Origin of the sequence: Nocardia huaxiensis (genome assembly GCF_013744875.1) — a bacterium.
Lineage (GTDB): Bacteria > Actinomycetota > Actinomycetes > Mycobacteriales > Mycobacteriaceae > Nocardia > Nocardia huaxiensis.
Genome location: NZ_CP059399.1, coordinates 345,730 through 362,048, shown reverse-complemented (window position 1 = coordinate 362,048; position 16,319 = coordinate 345,730). Strand labels below are relative to the sequence as shown.

The window sequence follows — 16,319 nt, the reverse complement described above, 5'->3', positions numbered from 1 at the left end:
GCTGTGCTCAATAAGGCTGCACTTGGATGACACGCCGTGTGAGCAGGGCTAATGTCGTCGCCATGGCCACGCGTACCCAAACCAAGAAGAGCAAGTTCCACGCCTTGCTCCAGGATCAGATCCGCAATGAATTCAATGCGGAGCATCAGTACATCGCCATCGCCATGTGGTTCGATCACGCCGACCTGCCGGTGCTCGCGAAGTATTTCTACAAGCAGGCCGTCGAAGAGCGTAATCACGCCATGATGATCGCGCAGTACCTGCTCGATCAGGACTTCAATGTCGAAGTGGCGCCGACCGACGCCGGCAAGTCGCAATTCGCGAATGCCAAGGAGCCGATCGCCCTCGCGCTCGCGCAGGAGGAAGCGGTCACCGACCAGATCGTGCAGCTCGCCAAGACCGCCCGGGAAGAGGGCGACTACCAGGGCGAACAGTTCATGCAGTGGTTCCTGAAGGAGCAGGTCGAGGAAGTCGCGACCATGCGCACCCTGCTGGCCGTCGCCGAGCGCGCGAGCGCGAATCTGTTCGACCTGGAGAATTACGTCTCCCGCGAAATGAGTTCCCCGAAGGACGCTTCCGGTTCGCCGCACGCCGCGGGCGGTTCGTTGTAATTCGCTTCGGTGGATGAGCCGATACGAAGAGCCCGGTCGCTTGCGCTCGACCGGGCTCTTCGTTTATCTCTGCCGAAGCTGGTTCACTTCGCGGAGATCGAGCTGAACAGGGACTTGATCAGCGTGAGAATGGCTTCCATGGTTTTCTCCTCATCGGTGTAGCTCGGTGCCGGAGCACCTTCCCCGTGGATCTGTGGGGTGATGAGAACCTAACCGAGTTCCGCGATAGAAATGATCCTTTTTCAAAAAATTCTCCGCAAAAAATTCCGGCTGCCCGCGGCAGGTCCGGAGACCACCGCGAACAGCCGGAAAAACGCTGGTCAGAGCGTCAGCGCAGGGTGACCTGACGGGAGCGCAGCCCATCACGGGAGCGGCGCTCGTCGGAAGTCAGCGGGGCGTCGACCTTCAGTGCCTCGGCCAAACGGGCGCCGAATTCGCGGGCCGGAGCCTCCCATTCGGTGGCGTGCTTTTCCGGATCAAGATCGAATACCGGGACCAGCAGGCCGTGCGTGCGGAACGAGCCCGCGAACCGCGAACCCTCACCCAAATTCAGGTTGCCGGCGGCGTGCAACCGCGCCAGCGCCAGCATGAGGGCGTCCTCGTCCTCGGGCCGCACCCAGCGCAGGTGCGCCTTCTCGCCGGCGTCCACCCACCAGGCCGCGCCGACCGCGTCCGCACCCAGCTCCAGGCGCGCCGACGGCATGATCGCCTGATTGGCCTGCTCGATGGTGGCCGCCACCTGCGGGTCCGGGGTGACGCCCGCGGGCACCCACCAGTTGAAGTCCTGGTGCACGGTCAGGTCCAGGGCAGCGCCTGGGTCCAGCACCTCCGAAAGCCGCGGCGCGCCTTCCACATTCGCGGTCTGCAGCGAATCGCCCGGCTCCGCGCCCTGCGTCCACAGGATGGCGGCGGCGAGGTCGGCCGACGGATCGGCGGACTGGAACTGCACCTGCGTGCCGACGAAACCGACCGGCTCGTCACCGGCGCGCACCAGCGCGGCCACCGCACCCGGCAGCACCGTGGCGAGGGTGACGGGGCGCTCGGCGGCGACATTCGGCGACAGCTTCAGCGTCGCGGTCGCGGACGGCACGAACTCCCGTAGCGCGACCAGATCGCATTCCGCGGCCAGGCCCTCGAACGGGCGCGTGACGGTCTGCGCGGCCTGCTCGTGCGCGGCGCGACGCGCGGCCAGCTTCTCGGCCCGATTGCTCCCCTGCTTGGGAGTGTTGCGCTTGCTCTTACCCATAGCCCTGAAAACTACCCGCAGGGCTCGCGCAGACTCTCAGGGGCTTCGCCCCCGAACCCTGCCATTCGGCTGCGCCGCGCGCGTTTTCAGGCGTCGAGCGAGTTCTTGGTGCGGCCCGGGTGATTGGTGGCGACCCAGTCGACGCCGAGTTCGGCGCAGAGCTTCACGTCCTCGTGGTCGTCGACGGTCCAGACGTACGTGGCGCGGCCCGCGGCGGCGGCCTTGTCGACGAGATCCGGATGTTCGCGCAGGGTGCGGACCGAGGGGCCGACCGCGGTGGCGCCCACCGTGGTCGCCGCGCCGCCGGAGAGGTAGAGAGAGGACTCGCCGAGCAACACCGTGGGTAGCAGCGGCGCGGCGCGGCGGATGCGCCAGACGGCCGTCGCCGCGAAAGACATGACGACCGCGCGCGAATGGTCGGCGGAGGCGGGGGTGGCGATGCCGTAGCGCTGCAGTTCGTTCAGCAGTGTGGTTTCCACCAGCGCGCCGTAGCGGACCGGATGCTTGGTCTCGATGAAGAGCTTGGTGGGACGGCTCTTCCAGTCCAGCACCAGCTCGATGAGTTCGGACAGCGTGAGCACCTCGGCCGGTTCGGTGCCGTTCATGCTGAAGTCCAGCGACTTCAGTTCGTCCAGGGTCATTTCGCTGACCGCGCCGGTGCCGTTGGAGGTGCGGTCCACGGTGCGGTCGTGCACGCAGACCAGGTGCCCATCCTTGGTCAGGCGGATATCGCATTCGACGCCGTCGGCGCCTTCCTGCAGCGCGAGTTCGTAGGCGGCAAGCGTATGTTCGGGTCGCGCCGCCGACGCCCCCCGGTGCGCGACAACGAACGGCGCGCGACTGGCCCGGCTCACTTCGCCAATACCTCCTCGGGATTCGATGCCACGGCCTCATCATTCCCGACGGCGTCGGCGGGCGCGCGCCCGGCAGAACCGGATTCGCGCGCGGCGGACTCGTCGGGCTCGGATTCGGCACGCGCACGGGCGGATTCGGCGCCGGGGTGCACGGGTTCGATGACGGGTTCCGCGGGCGCGGTCGCCACCAGCCAGCGGGTTCGGCCGACCTCGCGTCCGCGCAGGTCACGCCCGTCGAAGGTGCGCACCATCCACAGCGTCAGCACCGCCACCGCGGCCGCCGCGAGGTCGGTCCAGGCGGCGACGAGCACGCCGTCGGCCTGCGCCTGCAGCGTGTCCGCGAACCGGTACAGCTGCGCCACCACCACCAGGATGCCGTTGAGAACCCATGCGGCCCACCAGATCCGGACGGTGCGAAGCAGGCGCGGATCACCGCCGGGCAACATGGTGCCGGCGGCGCGGGCCCGCACCGCGTCGGTGAGGAAGACGCCGGGCCAGACCAGGTTCACGCCCGGCACCACACACCCGAGGATCAGTGCGCGCAGGGAACGCGGGTCCTCCCGCTGCGCCGCCGCGAAGGCGGCACGCCGGGTCCGGGCCAGCCAGCCCACCATGGCGACCGCCGTCACCAGCGCGAATAGCAGTGCGGTGATACCGAATACGTAGACGGCGCCGTCGGACAGGTACAGCAGCCACGGCGGAATGAGCCGGGTGCGATTGCGCAGCAGCACCCCGTAGCGCCCGAATTCGGCGAGGGCCGCGAGCACGAACAGCCCGGCGGTGGTCATGAGCAGTTCGGGGATGCGTTCGACCAGCCGCTGGAAACGGGTGGGCGGCGCGATCGTCCGCTGCGGCGGCCGGTCCTGTAGGCCCCAGCGCGGAATGCGAAGGTAGCGAGGCGTTTCCGTGGGCTGCCTGCGGCGGGCCGCCGGCGCCGGATGGCCCCTGCGGCCGGGCGGCCGGGCCACCCACCGGTAGTTGCGGCGCGCGGGCGGTGCGTCCACGGGTGCGGGCGAGAGCAGTACGCCGTGGCAGCGGGGGCACCAGTGCAGGGGTTTGCCCTGCACGGCCCAGCGCGCACCGCAGCGGGCGCACGGCTGCACCACCGGCGATCGCGAGTCGGCCACGTGTCCCCCGTTCCTCGGCTCCATGCGGGTCCGTCTAGTAGATCTTCGCTTGCTGGTCGCCGTCGCCGATGAGCGGGCGGCCGGCCTGTTGCCAGGCCACCATGCCGCCGGTGACGCAGAGGGCTTCGATGCCGACGGTTTCCAGGTACTGCACCGCGGTGACCGAGCGGCCGCCCTGGCGGCAGATCACGTAGATCTCGGCGTCGTAATCCAGTTCGTCCAGGCGGGCGGGTACATCGACGAGCGGGATGTGCATGGCCCCTGGGGCGTGGCCCTGCTGCCATTCGTCGGCGTCGCGGACGTCGATGAGCATGGCGGGCACCGGTTCCGCGCCCGCCCACGGCTCGGCGGTGTCGAATTCCGCTGGCACGGCGTCGATCGGCACCGAGGGGACATGGGGCATGGTCACGGTTTCGATCCTGCCACGGGCGGCGGAGTGCCGGGTGGTTGTGCATCCGGCTCGAAAGTTATCCACATAATCCACAACCTGATCCACAGCTTCAGGGTTGTGCGGTATGTCGGGAAAATCCCCCCGGCGAATCGCTCCGGATAGTCCCCTCCACGGCCCGGAACGATCCGCCGCGGGACCGAGTCCGAACCCGGTCCCACTTACTTGGACGGGCCGCCCGCGACATCGGTTCCGTTCGAATCCGAAAAAAACGACAACACTACTGAAAAACGGAAATCCTGGGTCCGGCCAGCACGTATCGGTAGCCTGGCGCTATGACTGTGAGCAGGGGGACACTCGACGGCCTCGACATCGCTGGACTCAACACCGCACTCTCCGAGGCCACCTGCCTCGGAATAGACGTCGACGCGGCGGCCGCGCGCATTCGGCTGGAACTCGACGTCCTGACCCTCCCGGTCGACGGCCCACCGCCGCCGAACTGCAAGATCTTCCTCACCCTCACCGGCGTCACCCGCGTCGCCGCCTCCCTACGCCGGCAGCGCTGGGACGATCTGGAACCCGTCGTCCTGCCGCTCACCGCCGACAGCCTGCGCGAAGCCGTGCTCTCCTTCGGCGGCGGCGCCCTGCACGGCTGGGAATTCTTCGACCTCAACGACAAGTCCTGGGAGAAGTGGCGCAAACTGCTCAGCTTCGACGCCACCCTCAGCGACGGCCCGGCCGCGCACATGCTCGAGTTCTCCCAGGAGGAGGGCATCGACCCGCGCGAACTCGATGTGCGGGTCTGGTTCGACAGCGTGGAGGTCACCGACTGCGACGGCAACCCGATGGCCGTCGAGGACTTCATCGGCGGCGGCGTGCGCTGGTGGCAGGCGCACGACAAGGGCGACCCGCGCACCATGCTCCCGAATATCGTTCCGCCGCTGTAGAACTCGCCCGGGCTCTCAGGGGCTTCGCCCCCGAACCCCTGGGAGTCCGATCGCCTTTCCTCGGCGCACCCCGTTGACCGGCAATGTTTCGTTTGCCGTGAATTAATGTCCAACCTGCGGGAATCAGGGGGGTACGACCCCGGTTGGACACGAGCGGGTGTACGAATGATGGTTGGGTGCGCCTCGACACACACCGTGCGAGGACACACGGCCCCGACACTGAGGAAGGGACATCGTGGCTGTTTACACGCTGCCGGAACTGGATTACGACTACGACGCGCTGGAGCCGTTCATCTCCGGGCAGATCAACGAGCTTCATCACTCGAAGCATCACGCCGCCTACGTCGCGGGCGCGAACGCCGCGCTGGAGAAGCTGGAAGAGGCCCGCGAGAAGGGCGACCACGCGGCCATCTTCCTGAACGAGAAGAACCTGGCCTTCCACCTGGGCGGCCACGTCAACCACTCCATCTGGTGGAAGAGCCTGTCCAAGGACGGCGGCGACAAGCCGGTCGGCGACCTGGCCGCCGCCATTGACGACCAGTTCGGTTCGTTCGACAAGTTCAACGCGCAGTTCTCCGCCGCCGCGAACGGCCTGCAGGGCTCCGGCTGGGCCTGGCTGGGTTACGACACCCTGGCCGGCAAGCTGCTCACCTTCCAGCTCACCGACCAGCAGGGCAACGTGCCGCTCGGCATCATCCCGCTGCTCGGCCTGGACATGTGGGAGCACGCCTTCTACCTGCAGTACAAGAACGTCAAGGCCGACTACGTGAAGGCCTTCTGGAACGTCGTGAACTGGGCCGAGGTGCAGGACCGCTTCACCCGCGCCGTCAACCAGGGCAAGGGCCTGATCTTCGGCTGATAACCCGAGGAGGGTGCGACGCGCCCGGGCGTTCGGACCCGCGAGCCGGTGACGGCTTGCGGGTCCTTTGTCGTTTCCAGGGCCTGACCGGCGCGATGTTCGCCGGCGGGCCCGTGTGTTAGCACTCTTTGGTACTTGTGTGCCAGTTCGTTCCGGTAGAACCTGGTGTTCCAACCGCAGGACGGGCAGAGCCGCCCCGGATCTCTACTTCGGGAGGCAACAATGGGCGCTCACGAACAGATCGGCGTCACGCCGTTCCACTCCAGTGGATCCCTGCGCGGATTCCTCATCTCCGGGCGCTGGCCGGATTCCACCAAGGAATGGGCGCAACTGCTGGTGATCGCCGTGCGGGTCGCGAGCCTGCCGGGACTGCTGCCCACGACGACGGTGTTCGGGGCGCGGGAGGAACTGCCGGAGGATCCGCAGCCGGGGATGGTCGGGCTGGTGATGGCCGAGGGAACGGTGCTCGGGGAGGAAGCCTTGCAGCCCGGGAGGTTTGCTCAGCATGTGCCACCGGCGCTGATCATGCTGCATCCGCCGCGTGAGACCCGGCCTTCACTGCCCGAATGTTCCGGTGCCGCATCCGGCTGCCTGCTGCTGCCGGGACTGCCGCATCTGGGCCTCGAACATCGGGCCGCCTGGGTGGAAACCGATGTGGACGGCACCGTCACCTCCATGGTTTCGCGGGTGGGCGTCGATCCCATCAGTGATCCCGACACCGCGGTTCTGGCCATGCTGCTGGCCGCGTGAGGGTTCCCGAAACTTTCGGGCAGTGTCCCCAAACTTATTGCGCGCATTGCGATTTCGGCTACACGAGTTTGCGTGCGTCCGGTTTGCCGGGGTAGGGTGGCGGGCAGCGAAGGGGAGTAGCCCCCAATCGCGCAGTCGACATACTGGTCCCGTCGCGGATCCGGCTGCGTGAACCGGAACACCGGTGGGCGAGACCTTCGGCCGATACGAACCAAACCGTTTTACCGGTGCGGTGTCGGCTGAAGCGTCGCCGCACCTTCAGCCGACAGGCCGGAGACCTGGGAGCTGAACGACATGATCACCACGATATTGCTGAGTTTCGGGGCGCTGTTCCTCGCCGAACTCGGCGACAAATCGCAACTCATGACCCTGACGTTCGCGCTGCGCTACAGGTGGTGGGTCGTGCTCAGCGCCATCACGGTCGCGAGCATCGCGGTAAACCTGATCGCGGTGGGGGTCGGGCATTTTCTCGGGGCGGCGCTGCCGACCGAGGTGATCTCACTGTTCGCGGCGGCCGTGCTGATCGGTGTCGGGCTGTGGACCTTGCGGGAGGTGCTCACCGGGTCGGACGACGACGCCGAAGCGCCTGCGCCGCAAGCACATTCCCGGTCCGCGTTCTTCGTGGTGCTGTCCGCGTTCCTGCTTGCCGAACTCGGCGACCGGACCATGTTCGCCGCCATGGCGCTCGCCACCAACAACGGCTGGATCGCGGTCTGGATCGGGTCGGTCGCAGGCATGGTGGCCGCGGGCGGGCTGGCCATTCTCATCGGCGTGACCGTGGGAAAGCATGTGCCGGAACGGCTCATCGCGATCTGCTCGGGGCTGCTGTTCCTGTACTTCGGTGCGGCAACGCTTTTGGGGACGCTCGCCTCCGGGTTGAGCACGGTCGCCGCCATCGCGCTGGCCGCGATCGCGCCCGCCTGCGCCGGACTGGTGCTGCTCGGGCTGTCAGCTCGAAAGGGGCGCGCTGCCGAACAATTCGCCGCTGCGGCGGACCAGGCCCAGTAGCGGTTCACGCAGGCCGCGCAGACCCTCGGTGTCGTTCGCGGCAATGCGGGCCGTCACCATCGCGCCGACCGCGGCGACCAGGGTCTGGCAGGCGAAACGCTGCTCCTCGGTGTCGGCGCCGAGAATGTCGGCGACCATGGCCACGAAGGTTTCCTGCAGCTGGGTGCGGCGGGTGATGGCCTCGGGGCCGACCGCGTACACCTCGACGAGAAAGACTCGGGCGTAAGCCGGTTCGGAGGCCAGGGCGTCGAGATAGGCGCCGAGGACGCGTTCGATGCGCTCGACCTGGGTTTCGCCGTCGAACTCCGCGCCCGTGACGGTGAGGATGCCCGCGAGCATGAGTTCCACGGCGCGTTCGAAGGCCGCCTCGAAACAGTCCTCCTTGGAACGGAACTGCTCGTAGAAGGTTTCACGCGAAACACCCGCGCGTTTGATGACCGCGGCCACCGGTGTTCCGACATAGCCCTTTTCGGCCATGGCCTCGGCCATGGCGAGCAGGATGCGGTCGCGCTGCGCGGCGACGACCGTTTCACGCGGCAGGCCATGCCGGCCGCGGGGCAGCTGGCGGGCGGTGACAGCCGATTCGGTCATGCGGTGGACTCCGTGGGCGGTTAGGCGAGCTTTCTCATTCTGCGTTCGCGGGCGGGCTGGTCGGTCGTGAAGCCCGCCCGTTCGGTGCGGGCGATCTCCAGTCCCGGCTCCACACCGTGGCGTAGCGAATAGTCGATCACACGTTGCGCGATCGGTCGACACCACAGCACCAAACCCACCCAGTAGGGCGAGACGGTGCGGCGGGAACGGCGGGCCAGGGCGCGTTCCATGCCGTCGATGGCGGGGCCGAGCGGGGCGATGCCGGAGATGGTGGAGGTGCCGCCGCCCTTGCCGTGGCCGAGGATGCTGCGGGCGGCCTCGGTGTCGAAGCCGCGGCTGGTCATGTCGGTGTCGAGTTCGGCGAAGTAGGCGAGGCCGACCTTGGCGCCGGTGTGGCGCAGTTCTATGCGCAGGGTCTGGCCGAGGGCTTCGACGGCGGCCTTGGAGGCGCTGTAGGCCCCGGCCAGGGGTAGGTGCACGGCGGCGGCGAGCGAGGTGACGATGAGGGCGTAGCCGTTCGGGTGCGCGATGTGCGGGCCGGCGGCGCGCAGCGTGTAGTAGACGCCGAGGACGTTCACCGCGAGGGTTTCCTCCAGCACGCGCGGGTCGCCGCCGATCAGCGAAAGCTGTTTGGCAATACCGGCATTCGCCACCACGGCGTCCAGGCCGCCGAGTTCGTGGGTGAGCGAGTCCACCACGCGTTCGACCTGCTCCGGGTCGCCGATATCGCAGTAGCGCCAGGGGGCGTCGCCGCATTCGGCGGCGACCTCGGCCAGCAGTTCGGCTTCGATGCCCAGCAGGGCGACGCGGGCGCCGTGCGCATGCAGTTGGCGGGCGAGCTGGGCGCCGATGCCGCGGGCCGCGCCGGTGATCAGGATGCGTTTTCCGGCCACCCTGAGGGCCGGGCGGAACAGGCCGCGGCGGAGTCGGCGGGCCGAACTGGCGTTCATACTGGGAAGGTACCACTAGACGAACAGCAATGTTCGCAAACTGTTCGGTCCTCTTGGCCCGCAGCGTGATCCCCCTCGCAGTGCTGATCTTCATTCCCGTTATGGTGCTTATTGACGGAGGGCCAGCGAGAGGGCCGTCCACTGTCGAGAGGACCAGATCACCGTGGAGATTTCGGGCTCCGCCGCCATCATCACCGGAGGTGCGTCCGGGCTGGGCGCGGCCACCGCAAAGCGCTTCGCCGACGCGGGCGCCACCGTCTTCGGCCTGGACCTGGCGCAGTCGATCGAGCGCGCCGGCGACAGCGTGCCGGACGGCGTCACCCTCATCCCGACCGACGTCACCAGCGGTGACGAGGTGGCCGCCGCGGTCGCCAAGGTCGTGGAATCCGGTGTGCCGCTGCGCATCGTCGTCAACTGTGCCGGTGTGGGCTGGGCGGGACGCATCCTGTCCAAGAACGGCCCGCACGACCTGGAGCTGTTCCGCACCGTCATCACCGTGAACCTGCTCGGTTCCTTCAATGTCATGCGCCTGGCCGCCGAGGCCATCGCCAAGACCGACCCGGTCGACGAGTACGGCCAGCGCGGCGTGATCATCAACACCGCGTCCGTCGCCGCGTTCGAGGGCCAGATCGGCCAGATCGCCTACTCCGCCTCCAAGGGCGGCGTCGCCGGCATGACCATCCCGGCGGCTCGTGACCTGGCGCAGTTCGGCATTCGTGTGAACACCATCGCCCCCGGCATCATCGACACCCCGATGCTCGCCGGCGTCACCGAGGAATACCGCAAGGGCCTCGAGGCGGGCGTGCCCTTCCCGTCCCGCCTGGGCCGCCCGGACGAGTACGCGCAGCTCGCGCAGTACATCACCGAGCACGACTACCTGAACGGCGAGACCTTCCGCATGGACGGCGCCCTCCGCATGGCACCGCGCTGACGCTTGGTCTTGGGGGCTTCGCCCCCAAACGCCCGAAAAGGGGAGGCGGGGGCTAAGCCCCCGGACCCCCCATAGGGCTGCGCCCGGCAAGCCCCCGCCCTCGAAAACCCCCGCACCGTAACGGGGGCCGGGGGCAGCGCCCCCGATACCGGGGGACCGGGGGCAGAGCCCCTGGGAAAAACAGAGCCCGCACCGGATTCCGGTGCGGGCCTTGGCGTTTCGAAGCTTGTGAGGCTCAGCGCCTGTTGTTTCGGGTTGGGGTCCCTAGCGCTCTCAGCCTCCGCCGCGAACTAGTTGGGGCGGACGGCCGCAGCCTGCGGACCCTTCTTGCCCTCGGTGATCTCGAAGCTCACAGCCTGGCCCTCTTCGAGCTGGCGGTAGCCGTTGCCTTCGATCTCCGAGTAGTGAACGAACACATCGGGGCCGTCCTCGCGGGCGATGAAGCCGTAGCCCTTCTCCGCGTTGAACCACTTGACGGTGCCCTGAACCATTACCTTCTCCTGACGAGATTTTTGTTGCACGGTCACCAAGGTTTCGATGACCAGGTCGAATCAGAAGGCGGCTTACAACTTGCCCTGCAAGGTGAAGCGACGCCCGCACAATGTTCCGCGCGAGCATGTTGAACACGAACACGAAAAACTTACGACCAAGACGTACAACGTACGCGGTTCCAGCGAGTTCCCGAAATCGGCAAGGCACGATGAGCGTCACATTTGGGACAGATCGGGTATGACCGATTCCCGCTCGCTATGAATCGCTGCGGCGCATGTGCGACAGCGGTCGCGGAGCGAAAGACCCCCGGTGGACGGCGCCACCGGGGGTCCGGCCCCGAAAAATCAGAGCGTCCGGGTGAGACGGTCGGCCAGGATGCGGGCGAAGTGCGCCGGATCCTTCAGTTCGCCGCCCTCGGCGAGGACGGCCGTGCCGTACAACAGCTCGGCGGTCTCGGCGAGCGCGCCCTTGTCCTCGGCGTCCCGCTGCTTGGCGAACTCGTCGCGCAAGCCCGTGACCAGCGGATGCGTCGGGTTCAGCTCGAGAATCCGCTTGGTCTCCGGCAGCACCTGACCCGAAGCCCGGTACATGCGCTCCAGCATGGGCGTGAAGTCGAACACATCACCCACGATGCAGGCGGGCGAGGTGGTCAGGCGCGCGGTGAGGCGCACCTCCTTCACGCTGGCGGCCAGGGTTTCCTGCATCCAGGTGAGCAGCTCGGCGAAATCCTTCTCCTGCTGCTCGCGCAGCGCCTCGGATTCCTTCTTCTCGTCCTCGGTCTCCAGATCCACCTCGCCCTTGGCGATGGACTGGAACGGCTTGCCGTCGAACTCCGGCACCGAACCGACCCACATCTCGTCGACCGGATCGGTCAGCACCAGCACCTCGAGCCCCTTGGCCTGGAAGGCTTCCATGTGCGGGGAGTTCTCGATCTGCTGGCGGGATTCGCCGGTCATGTAGTAGATCGCGGACTGGCCGTCGGGCATCCGCTCCACGTACTCCGCGAGCGAGGTGAGCTCGGATTCCGAATGCGTGGACGCGAAAGACGAGACCTGCAGGATGGTTTCGCGGTTGTCGGTGTCGGAGAGCAAGCCCTCCTTGAGCACCCGCCCGAATTCCTTCCAGAAGGTCTGGTACTTCTCCTGATCCTCGGCCCCGCGCAGGTCCTTGACCGTGGACAGCACCTTCTTCACCAGGCGCTTGCGAATGGCCCGGATCTGCCGGTCCTGCTGCAGGATCTCGCGAGAGACGTTGAGCGACAGGTCCTGTGCATCCACCACGCCCTTGACGAAGCGCAGATACTCCGGCATCAGCTCTTCGCAGTTGTCCATGATGAACACCCGCCGCACATACAGCTGCACGCCGCGCTTGTGCTCCCGCGTGAACAGGTCGAACGGCGCGTGCGAGGGCAGGAACAGCAGCGCCTGATACTCGAAGGTGCCCTCCGCCTTCATGGCGATGGTCTCGAGCGGATCGTCCCAGGCGTGCGAGACGTGCCGGTAGAACTCCTTGTACTCCTCCTCGGTGACCTCGCTCTTGGGGCGGGTCCACAGGGCCTTCTGGGAGTTCAGGGTCTGGGTTTCGAGGATGGTCTTCTCGGTCTTGTCCTCACCCTCACCGTCCATGACGGTGCGCTCCACCGTCATGCGGATCGGCCAGGCGATGAAATCCGAGTACTTCTTGACGATTTCGCGGAGCTTCCACTCCATCGTGTAGTCGAAGAGGTGATCGTCCTCGTCGGCCGGCTTCAGGTGCAGCGACACGGTGGTGCCCTGCGGGGCCTCGTCGAGGTCCTCGATGCTGTAGGTGGACGAGCCCGCGGCGGATTCCCAACGGGTGCCGCCGGTTTCGCCCGCCTTGCGGGTGGTGAGCGTGACCTTGTCCGCCACCATGAACGTCGAATAGAAGCCGATGCCGAACTGGCCGATGAGTTCCTCGGCGGCGGCGTCGGACTTCACTTCGAGCAATTGCTTGCGCAGTTGCGCGGTACCGGATTTGGCGAGCGTGCCGATCAGATCCACCACTTCGGCGCGGGACATGCCGATGCCGTTGTCGCGCACGGTGAGTACGCGGGCGTCGTGGTCCACTTCCAGCTCGATGTGCAGATCCGAGGTGTCGGCCTCGAGATCCTTGTCGCGATAGACCTCCATCTTCAGCTTGTCCAGCGCATCGGAGGCGTTGGAGATCAGTTCACGGAGAAAGGTGTCCTTGTTCGAGTAGACCGAGTGGATCATCAGCTCCAGCAGCTGATGGGTTTCGGCCTGAAACTCCAGGTGTTCGACGTGTTCGGTCACGACGCGATACTACGACGGGAGAAATCGGCGATCGAGGGAACCTCGGCATCCGCGCGCTCGGACATCCAGTCCCGCAACGTCTTCGTGGCCAGCACATCGTCCTCGTTGTATTCGAGAATGCGGGTGCGCTGCGACATGTCCGGTTCGCCGCCGTCGTAGCCGACGGCCAGGCGGTACCAGCTCATGGACGCCTCTCCCCCGGCCTCCGGATCGCGCCAGGCGAAACCGGCGACAGGGGCGATCTTCTTGAGGCCCTTGCCGTTCGGGCAGATGAACTGCTCGGACACGGCCTGGAACATGTCGACCCAGTCGGGGCTGTCGACGAAACGCTGCACCTCGCGTTCGGTGGGGATGCCGGGCATGCCGGCGAAGCGGCGGGCCGACTCGTAGAGCCACTTGTCCTCGGCGGTGCGCGAATAGCAGTAGGCGGCAAAGGTTTTGCCCTCCGCCTTGGCGTCGGCGCGGATCCGCATGAGCCAGGTCCAGAATTCGGCGAAGGAGCGGCCCTCGTCCTCGGTGGGCAGCGGATCCCAGGTGACGAACGGGCGGTAGACGCCGTCGAGCAGGGTGCCCCAGAGGTAGGCGCCGTGCTCCTGGAAGCTCTCCAGGTCCACATCCACTTCGACGTCGGCGCGCTGCACCCGCACCTGCTCGACGCGGCGGACCAGCGGGGCGCCGGTGGCCCAAGCCCGTGCGGTGACAATGGTTTCGGTGAACGGCTCGTACTGCCAGTCGTCCGGGTCGTCGCCGGACCAGGCGGCCAGATCGTCGATGGTCTCCACGCCGTGCCGGCGCAGCACCTCGGCGCGCGAGCCGGGGGCCACCAGGCTCACATCGCGATGCTCGGACAGCCAGCGTTCACAGCTGGGCTTGCCCTCCTCGGGGGCGCGGCTCCACCACGGGCACTGCCGGCACTCGGGCACCTTGGACGGGACCGTGGGGAGTTCGCCGCGCACGACGGCGATGCGGTCGGCGTAGCGGCGGTCGTAATCGTCGAGGATCGGGCCGAGGTCGTGCACCAGAATCCGGTCGAAGTGGTAGCCGATCGCGCCGCCCACCAGGGCCGGGCTCGCGTAGCCGTGCCGCTGCAGCATCCGGTACAGGTGCGCCAGGCGCTGCTGGTCGCGTGGTTGCGGCCGGGTGCGGACATGCTTGTCCGGCTTGGGAATCCACTCGTACATGTCGCTGGTGGTGGGGTGGTAGTCGGCCGGGTCCGGCTGCCGGGGATCGGTGATCTTGTGGTTCACCACGATCACCGGGATGTATCCGCCGCGATCCGCATCCCGCCACAGGATCTCGCAGCCGCCGCGCCGGCCGGTGTCGGACTCCTGCGGCAGCAGCCCGCCCCAGATCCGTTCGGCCCCGTTCTCCATGGCCCGCATGGTCGCCTCGGCGCGCTGCGACGCGGGCACCCCGGACTCGATGACCACCCAGCTGTCCGGACTCGCGGAGATCAGCGTGTCGCGCACCTGCGCTCTGTGCGCGGCCGCCGCTTCCCGCCGCTGCTGCACGCCGGCGTCCTCGGCCACTCCGGTCAGCACGCCCGGGTGGGTGGCATCCAGAAGCAGCCGGTGCCGGCACCCGATCAGCGCACGCGCGTCCAGAAACGCAGCCCGCTCGCCATGGTCGCCGATGCCCGAATACACGCCTGCCAGTATGGCGGCAACCCCCGACACCCGGACCCGCCCGCCCCCGGACCCGCTGACGCGGGTCGTACAACGGGCATAGTGCTCGCAAGCGAGGTTCCCCACCGGATAGGGTGAGGCTCAAACTGTGTGACATGGGCGGACAGGCATCCCCCGGCCCTGTGCTGCCATGGCGAACCAGCATGACGGAGGCCATTTATGGGGTTGTTCACCAAGCGCAAGAAGCGGGTCAGCCGCCGAGCCGAGGCGAAAGCCCTCAAGCACAAGGCCGCGATGGAGGCCAAGCTCGGGGCGCGCAACGAGCGCAAACGGAACCGGGCCGAGAACAAGACGCAGCAGAAGGTCGCCAAGGCCGAGGTCGCGAAGTTGCAGGCCGAGGAGAAGGCCGCGCTGAAGCTGGCCGCCAAGGCGGAGCGGGATCCGTTCAGTGCCGCGCAGGTGCGCAAGTACCTGAGCGTGGCGCGGATTCTGGTTCCGGTGCTGGCGCCGCTCGCCTACCGGGGTGCGACGTTCGTGCGCGGGCAGCTGGACGCGCGGCGCGCGCAGCAGCTCGGCATCGGCGTGAACCAGCTCGGCGAATTCTCCGGTCCCGGAGCGCGTTTGCAGGCCCGGATCGCGAATATCGAAGCGACGCTGCAGGAGATCGAGGGCAAGAGCGGCGACACCGACACCAAGAAGTTCGTGGCCGCCACCCGCGACCGGCTCGACAGCCTCACCGCGGCGGTCCGCACCTCCGATCAGATGCCGGCGCAGCGCCGCCGCGCCGTGCACGCCTCGATCTCCAACGAGCTGTCCGGCATCGAAGCCGACGTGCTCGCACGCCTCGGCGTGAACTGAGCCCCAACCATGCACCGCCGACGAAGAGACGACCGCCAGGGACCGTTCCCCGGCGTATCGGCACTGGTCGGCGGCTCCCCCTCGTCGGCACTGGCCGGCGGCTCCCCCTCGTCGGCACTGGCCGGCGGCTCCCCCTCGTCATCCCGGCGTGCTTTTGGCCGGGATCCACACACGCTGCGCACCAACGGGTTCCATGGATTCCCGCCAAAAGCACGCGGGAATGACGGAGGGAATGACGGAGGTATCGGGGCGAACACGGTGCGCGGAATGCTGGCGGGCACCGCCATGGCCGCACTCGCGGTGGCGGCACACGGGCAGGCGGGTGGCGGGTATCCGGATTCGACCGGCTCGACCTTGCTGTTGCTCGCCGCGGCGGCGATCGGGGTGGGTGTGTCGGCGTCGCGCTCTCCGGCGGCATTGCTCGCGCTCATGGCGGCCGGACAGCCGGTGGGCCATGTCGCGTTGAGCGGGCTGGCGCATCAAGGGCATTCCGGCACCGCTGATTTCGCGATGGACGGGGCGATGGCGGGTGCGCATGCCGCCGCGGCCGTCGCGTTCGCATTCTTGATTCTCGTCGCGGAGCGGCTCTACGGGGTTGTCTCGCAGGCGATTCGGGTGGTGTCGACGCGGCCGGTGGGGTTGCCGGTGCGGGTGGGCGGCACTCGCTGGGTACGGGCCGCGGGTAGGGCGAAGAGCCTGCTCGGGGCGTGGGCGGCGGGACCACGCGCGCCACCGGTGACGGTGTGAGTTCCGTTCACCCGTAAACCTTTCCAGAGAAGGTCTCTCAC

At 67.6% G+C, this 16,319-nt stretch carries 17 protein-coding genes; 8 read left to right on the top strand and 9 right to left on the bottom strand.

The annotated features are described in order from the left end of the window. Nucleotides 1-62: 62 nt before the first annotated feature. On the top strand, nt 63-611 hold the full coding sequence (locus tag H0264_RS01630; RefSeq protein WP_181582320.1) for a ferritin: 549 nt from the start codon (nt 63-65) through the stop codon (nt 609-611). Nucleotides 612-939: 328 nt separating this feature from the next. Here the strand turns inward: H0264_RS01630 and H0264_RS01625 are convergent, their stop codons facing one another. From H0264_RS01625 to H0264_RS01610, 4 genes are all read right to left on the bottom strand, one after another. After that, nucleotides 940-1,857 (bottom strand): DUF5926 family protein, encoded by a 918-nt coding sequence (locus H0264_RS01625; RefSeq protein ID WP_181582319.1) that lies wholly within the window; start codon nt 1,855-1,857, stop codon nt 940-942. A gap of 86 nt (nt 1,858-1,943) precedes the next feature. Beyond that, on the bottom strand, nt 1,944-2,711 hold the full coding sequence (locus H0264_RS01620; RefSeq protein WP_181582318.1) for a glycerophosphodiester phosphodiesterase: 768 nt from the start codon (nt 2,709-2,711) through the stop codon (nt 1,944-1,946). Continuing rightward, nucleotides 2,708-3,838: a DUF4328 domain-containing protein gene (locus tag H0264_RS01615; RefSeq protein WP_244976084.1), complete on the bottom strand. Its 1,131-nt coding sequence runs from the start codon at nt 3,836-3,838 to the stop codon at nt 2,708-2,710. The genes H0264_RS01620 and H0264_RS01615 overlap by 4 nt, the downstream gene beginning before the upstream one ends. Nucleotides 3,839-3,872: 34 nt before the next feature. Continuing rightward, entirely contained in the window at nt 3,873-4,247 is a 375-nt protein-coding gene (locus tag H0264_RS01610) for a rhodanese-like domain-containing protein (RefSeq protein WP_244976083.1), read from the bottom strand. 314 nt (nt 4,248-4,561) lie between these two features. On the opposite strand from H0264_RS01610, the gene H0264_RS01605 reads away from it, so the two are divergent. The 4 genes from H0264_RS01605 to H0264_RS01590 all read left to right on the top strand — a co-directional run bounded on the left by H0264_RS01605 (nt 4,562) and on the right by H0264_RS01590 (nt 7,790). Beyond that, nucleotides 4,562-5,173, top strand: a complete 612-nt coding sequence (locus H0264_RS01605) for a hypothetical protein (RefSeq protein WP_181582316.1) — start codon at nt 4,562-4,564, stop codon at nt 5,171-5,173. A 235-nt stretch (nt 5,174-5,408) separates the two neighbouring features. Then, nucleotides 5,409-6,032: a superoxide dismutase gene (locus H0264_RS01600; RefSeq protein WP_181582315.1), complete on the top strand. Its 624-nt coding sequence runs from the start codon at nt 5,409-5,411 to the stop codon at nt 6,030-6,032. Between the two features lie 222 nt (nt 6,033-6,254). Beyond that, nucleotides 6,255-6,782, top strand: a complete 528-nt coding sequence (locus tag H0264_RS01595) for a peptidase (protein WP_181582314.1) — start codon at nt 6,255-6,257, stop codon at nt 6,780-6,782. Between the two features lie 294 nt (nt 6,783-7,076). Beyond that, on the top strand, nt 7,077-7,790 hold the full coding sequence (locus H0264_RS01590; protein WP_181582313.1) for a TMEM165/GDT1 family protein: 714 nt from the start codon (nt 7,077-7,079) through the stop codon (nt 7,788-7,790). Here H0264_RS01590 and H0264_RS01585 read toward each other — a convergent pair. Next, complete coding sequence (locus tag H0264_RS01585) at nt 7,731-8,381, bottom strand: TetR/AcrR family transcriptional regulator (RefSeq protein WP_181582312.1); 651 nt, start codon at nt 8,379-8,381, stop codon at nt 7,731-7,733. The genes H0264_RS01590 and H0264_RS01585 overlap by 60 nt on opposite strands. A 20-nt stretch (nt 8,382-8,401) precedes the next feature. Further along, nucleotides 8,402-9,331, bottom strand: a complete 930-nt coding sequence (locus tag H0264_RS01580) for an SDR family NAD(P)-dependent oxidoreductase (RefSeq protein ID WP_181582311.1) — start codon at nt 9,329-9,331, stop codon at nt 8,402-8,404. A 163-nt stretch (nt 9,332-9,494) separates the two neighbouring features. Here H0264_RS01580 and H0264_RS01575 point away from each other — a divergent pair, with 163 nt between their 5' ends. Beyond that, entirely contained in the window at nt 9,495-10,262 is a 768-nt protein-coding gene (locus H0264_RS01575; RefSeq protein WP_181582310.1) for an SDR family NAD(P)-dependent oxidoreductase, read from the top strand. Between the two features lie 290 nt (nt 10,263-10,552). Here the strand turns inward: H0264_RS01575 and H0264_RS01570 are convergent, their stop codons facing one another. The 3 genes from H0264_RS01570 to H0264_RS01560 all read right to left on the bottom strand — a co-directional run bounded on the left by H0264_RS01570 (nt 10,553) and on the right by H0264_RS01560 (nt 14,694). Beyond that, a complete protein-coding gene (locus H0264_RS01570) occupies nt 10,553-10,753 on the bottom strand; it encodes a cold-shock protein (RefSeq protein ID WP_154786505.1) in 201 nt (66 codons plus the stop codon). A gap of 345 nt (nt 10,754-11,098) precedes the next feature. After that, nucleotides 11,099-13,048: a molecular chaperone HtpG gene (htpG, locus tag H0264_RS01565; RefSeq protein WP_181582309.1), complete on the bottom strand. Its 1,950-nt coding sequence runs from the start codon at nt 13,046-13,048 to the stop codon at nt 11,099-11,101. Further along, nucleotides 13,045-14,694 (bottom strand): TM0106 family RecB-like putative nuclease, encoded by a 1,650-nt coding sequence (locus H0264_RS01560; RefSeq protein WP_244976082.1) that lies wholly within the window; start codon nt 14,692-14,694, stop codon nt 13,045-13,047. The genes htpG and H0264_RS01560 overlap by 4 nt, the downstream gene beginning before the upstream one ends. A 198-nt stretch (nt 14,695-14,892) precedes the next feature. Here H0264_RS01560 and H0264_RS01555 point away from each other — a divergent pair, with 198 nt between their 5' ends. Next, complete coding sequence (locus H0264_RS01555) at nt 14,893-15,531, top strand: DUF6474 family protein (protein ID WP_181582308.1); 639 nt, start codon at nt 14,893-14,895, stop codon at nt 15,529-15,531. 267 nt (nt 15,532-15,798) lie between these two features. Next, on the top strand, nt 15,799-16,278 hold the full coding sequence (locus H0264_RS01550; RefSeq protein WP_181582307.1) for a hypothetical protein: 480 nt from the start codon (nt 15,799-15,801) through the stop codon (nt 16,276-16,278). Nucleotides 16,279-16,319: the final 41 nt, after the last annotated feature.

Bases quoted from the DNA above. Each gene is read 5' to 3' on its own strand.
- H0264_RS01580 (WP_181582311.1), bottom strand. From the start codon at position 9,331: ATGAACGCCAGTTCGGCCCGCCGACTCCGCCGCGGCCTGTTCCGCCCG.
- H0264_RS01605 (WP_181582316.1), top strand. From the start codon at position 4,562: ATGACTGTGAGCAGGGGGACACTCGACGGCCTCGACATCGCTGGACTC.
- H0264_RS01595 (WP_181582314.1), top strand. From the start codon at position 6,255: ATGGGCGCTCACGAACAGATCGGCGTCACGCCGTTCCACTCCAGTGGA.
- H0264_RS01630 (WP_181582320.1), top strand. From the start codon at position 63: ATGGCCACGCGTACCCAAACCAAGAAGAGCAAGTTCCACGCCTTGCTC.
- H0264_RS01590 (WP_181582313.1), top strand. From the start codon at position 7,077: ATGATCACCACGATATTGCTGAGTTTCGGGGCGCTGTTCCTCGCCGAA.
- H0264_RS01585 (WP_181582312.1), bottom strand. From the start codon at position 8,381: ATGACCGAATCGGCTGTCACCGCCCGCCAGCTGCCCCGCGGCCGGCAT.
- H0264_RS01570 (WP_154786505.1), bottom strand. From the start codon at position 10,753: ATGGTTCAGGGCACCGTCAAGTGGTTCAACGCGGAGAAGGGCTACGGC.
- H0264_RS01550 (WP_181582307.1), top strand. From the start codon at position 15,799: ATGCTGGCGGGCACCGCCATGGCCGCACTCGCGGTGGCGGCACACGGG.
- H0264_RS01625 (WP_181582319.1), bottom strand. From the start codon at position 1,857: ATGGGTAAGAGCAAGCGCAACACTCCCAAGCAGGGGAGCAATCGGGCC.
- H0264_RS01555 (WP_181582308.1), top strand. From the start codon at position 14,893: ATGGGGTTGTTCACCAAGCGCAAGAAGCGGGTCAGCCGCCGAGCCGAG.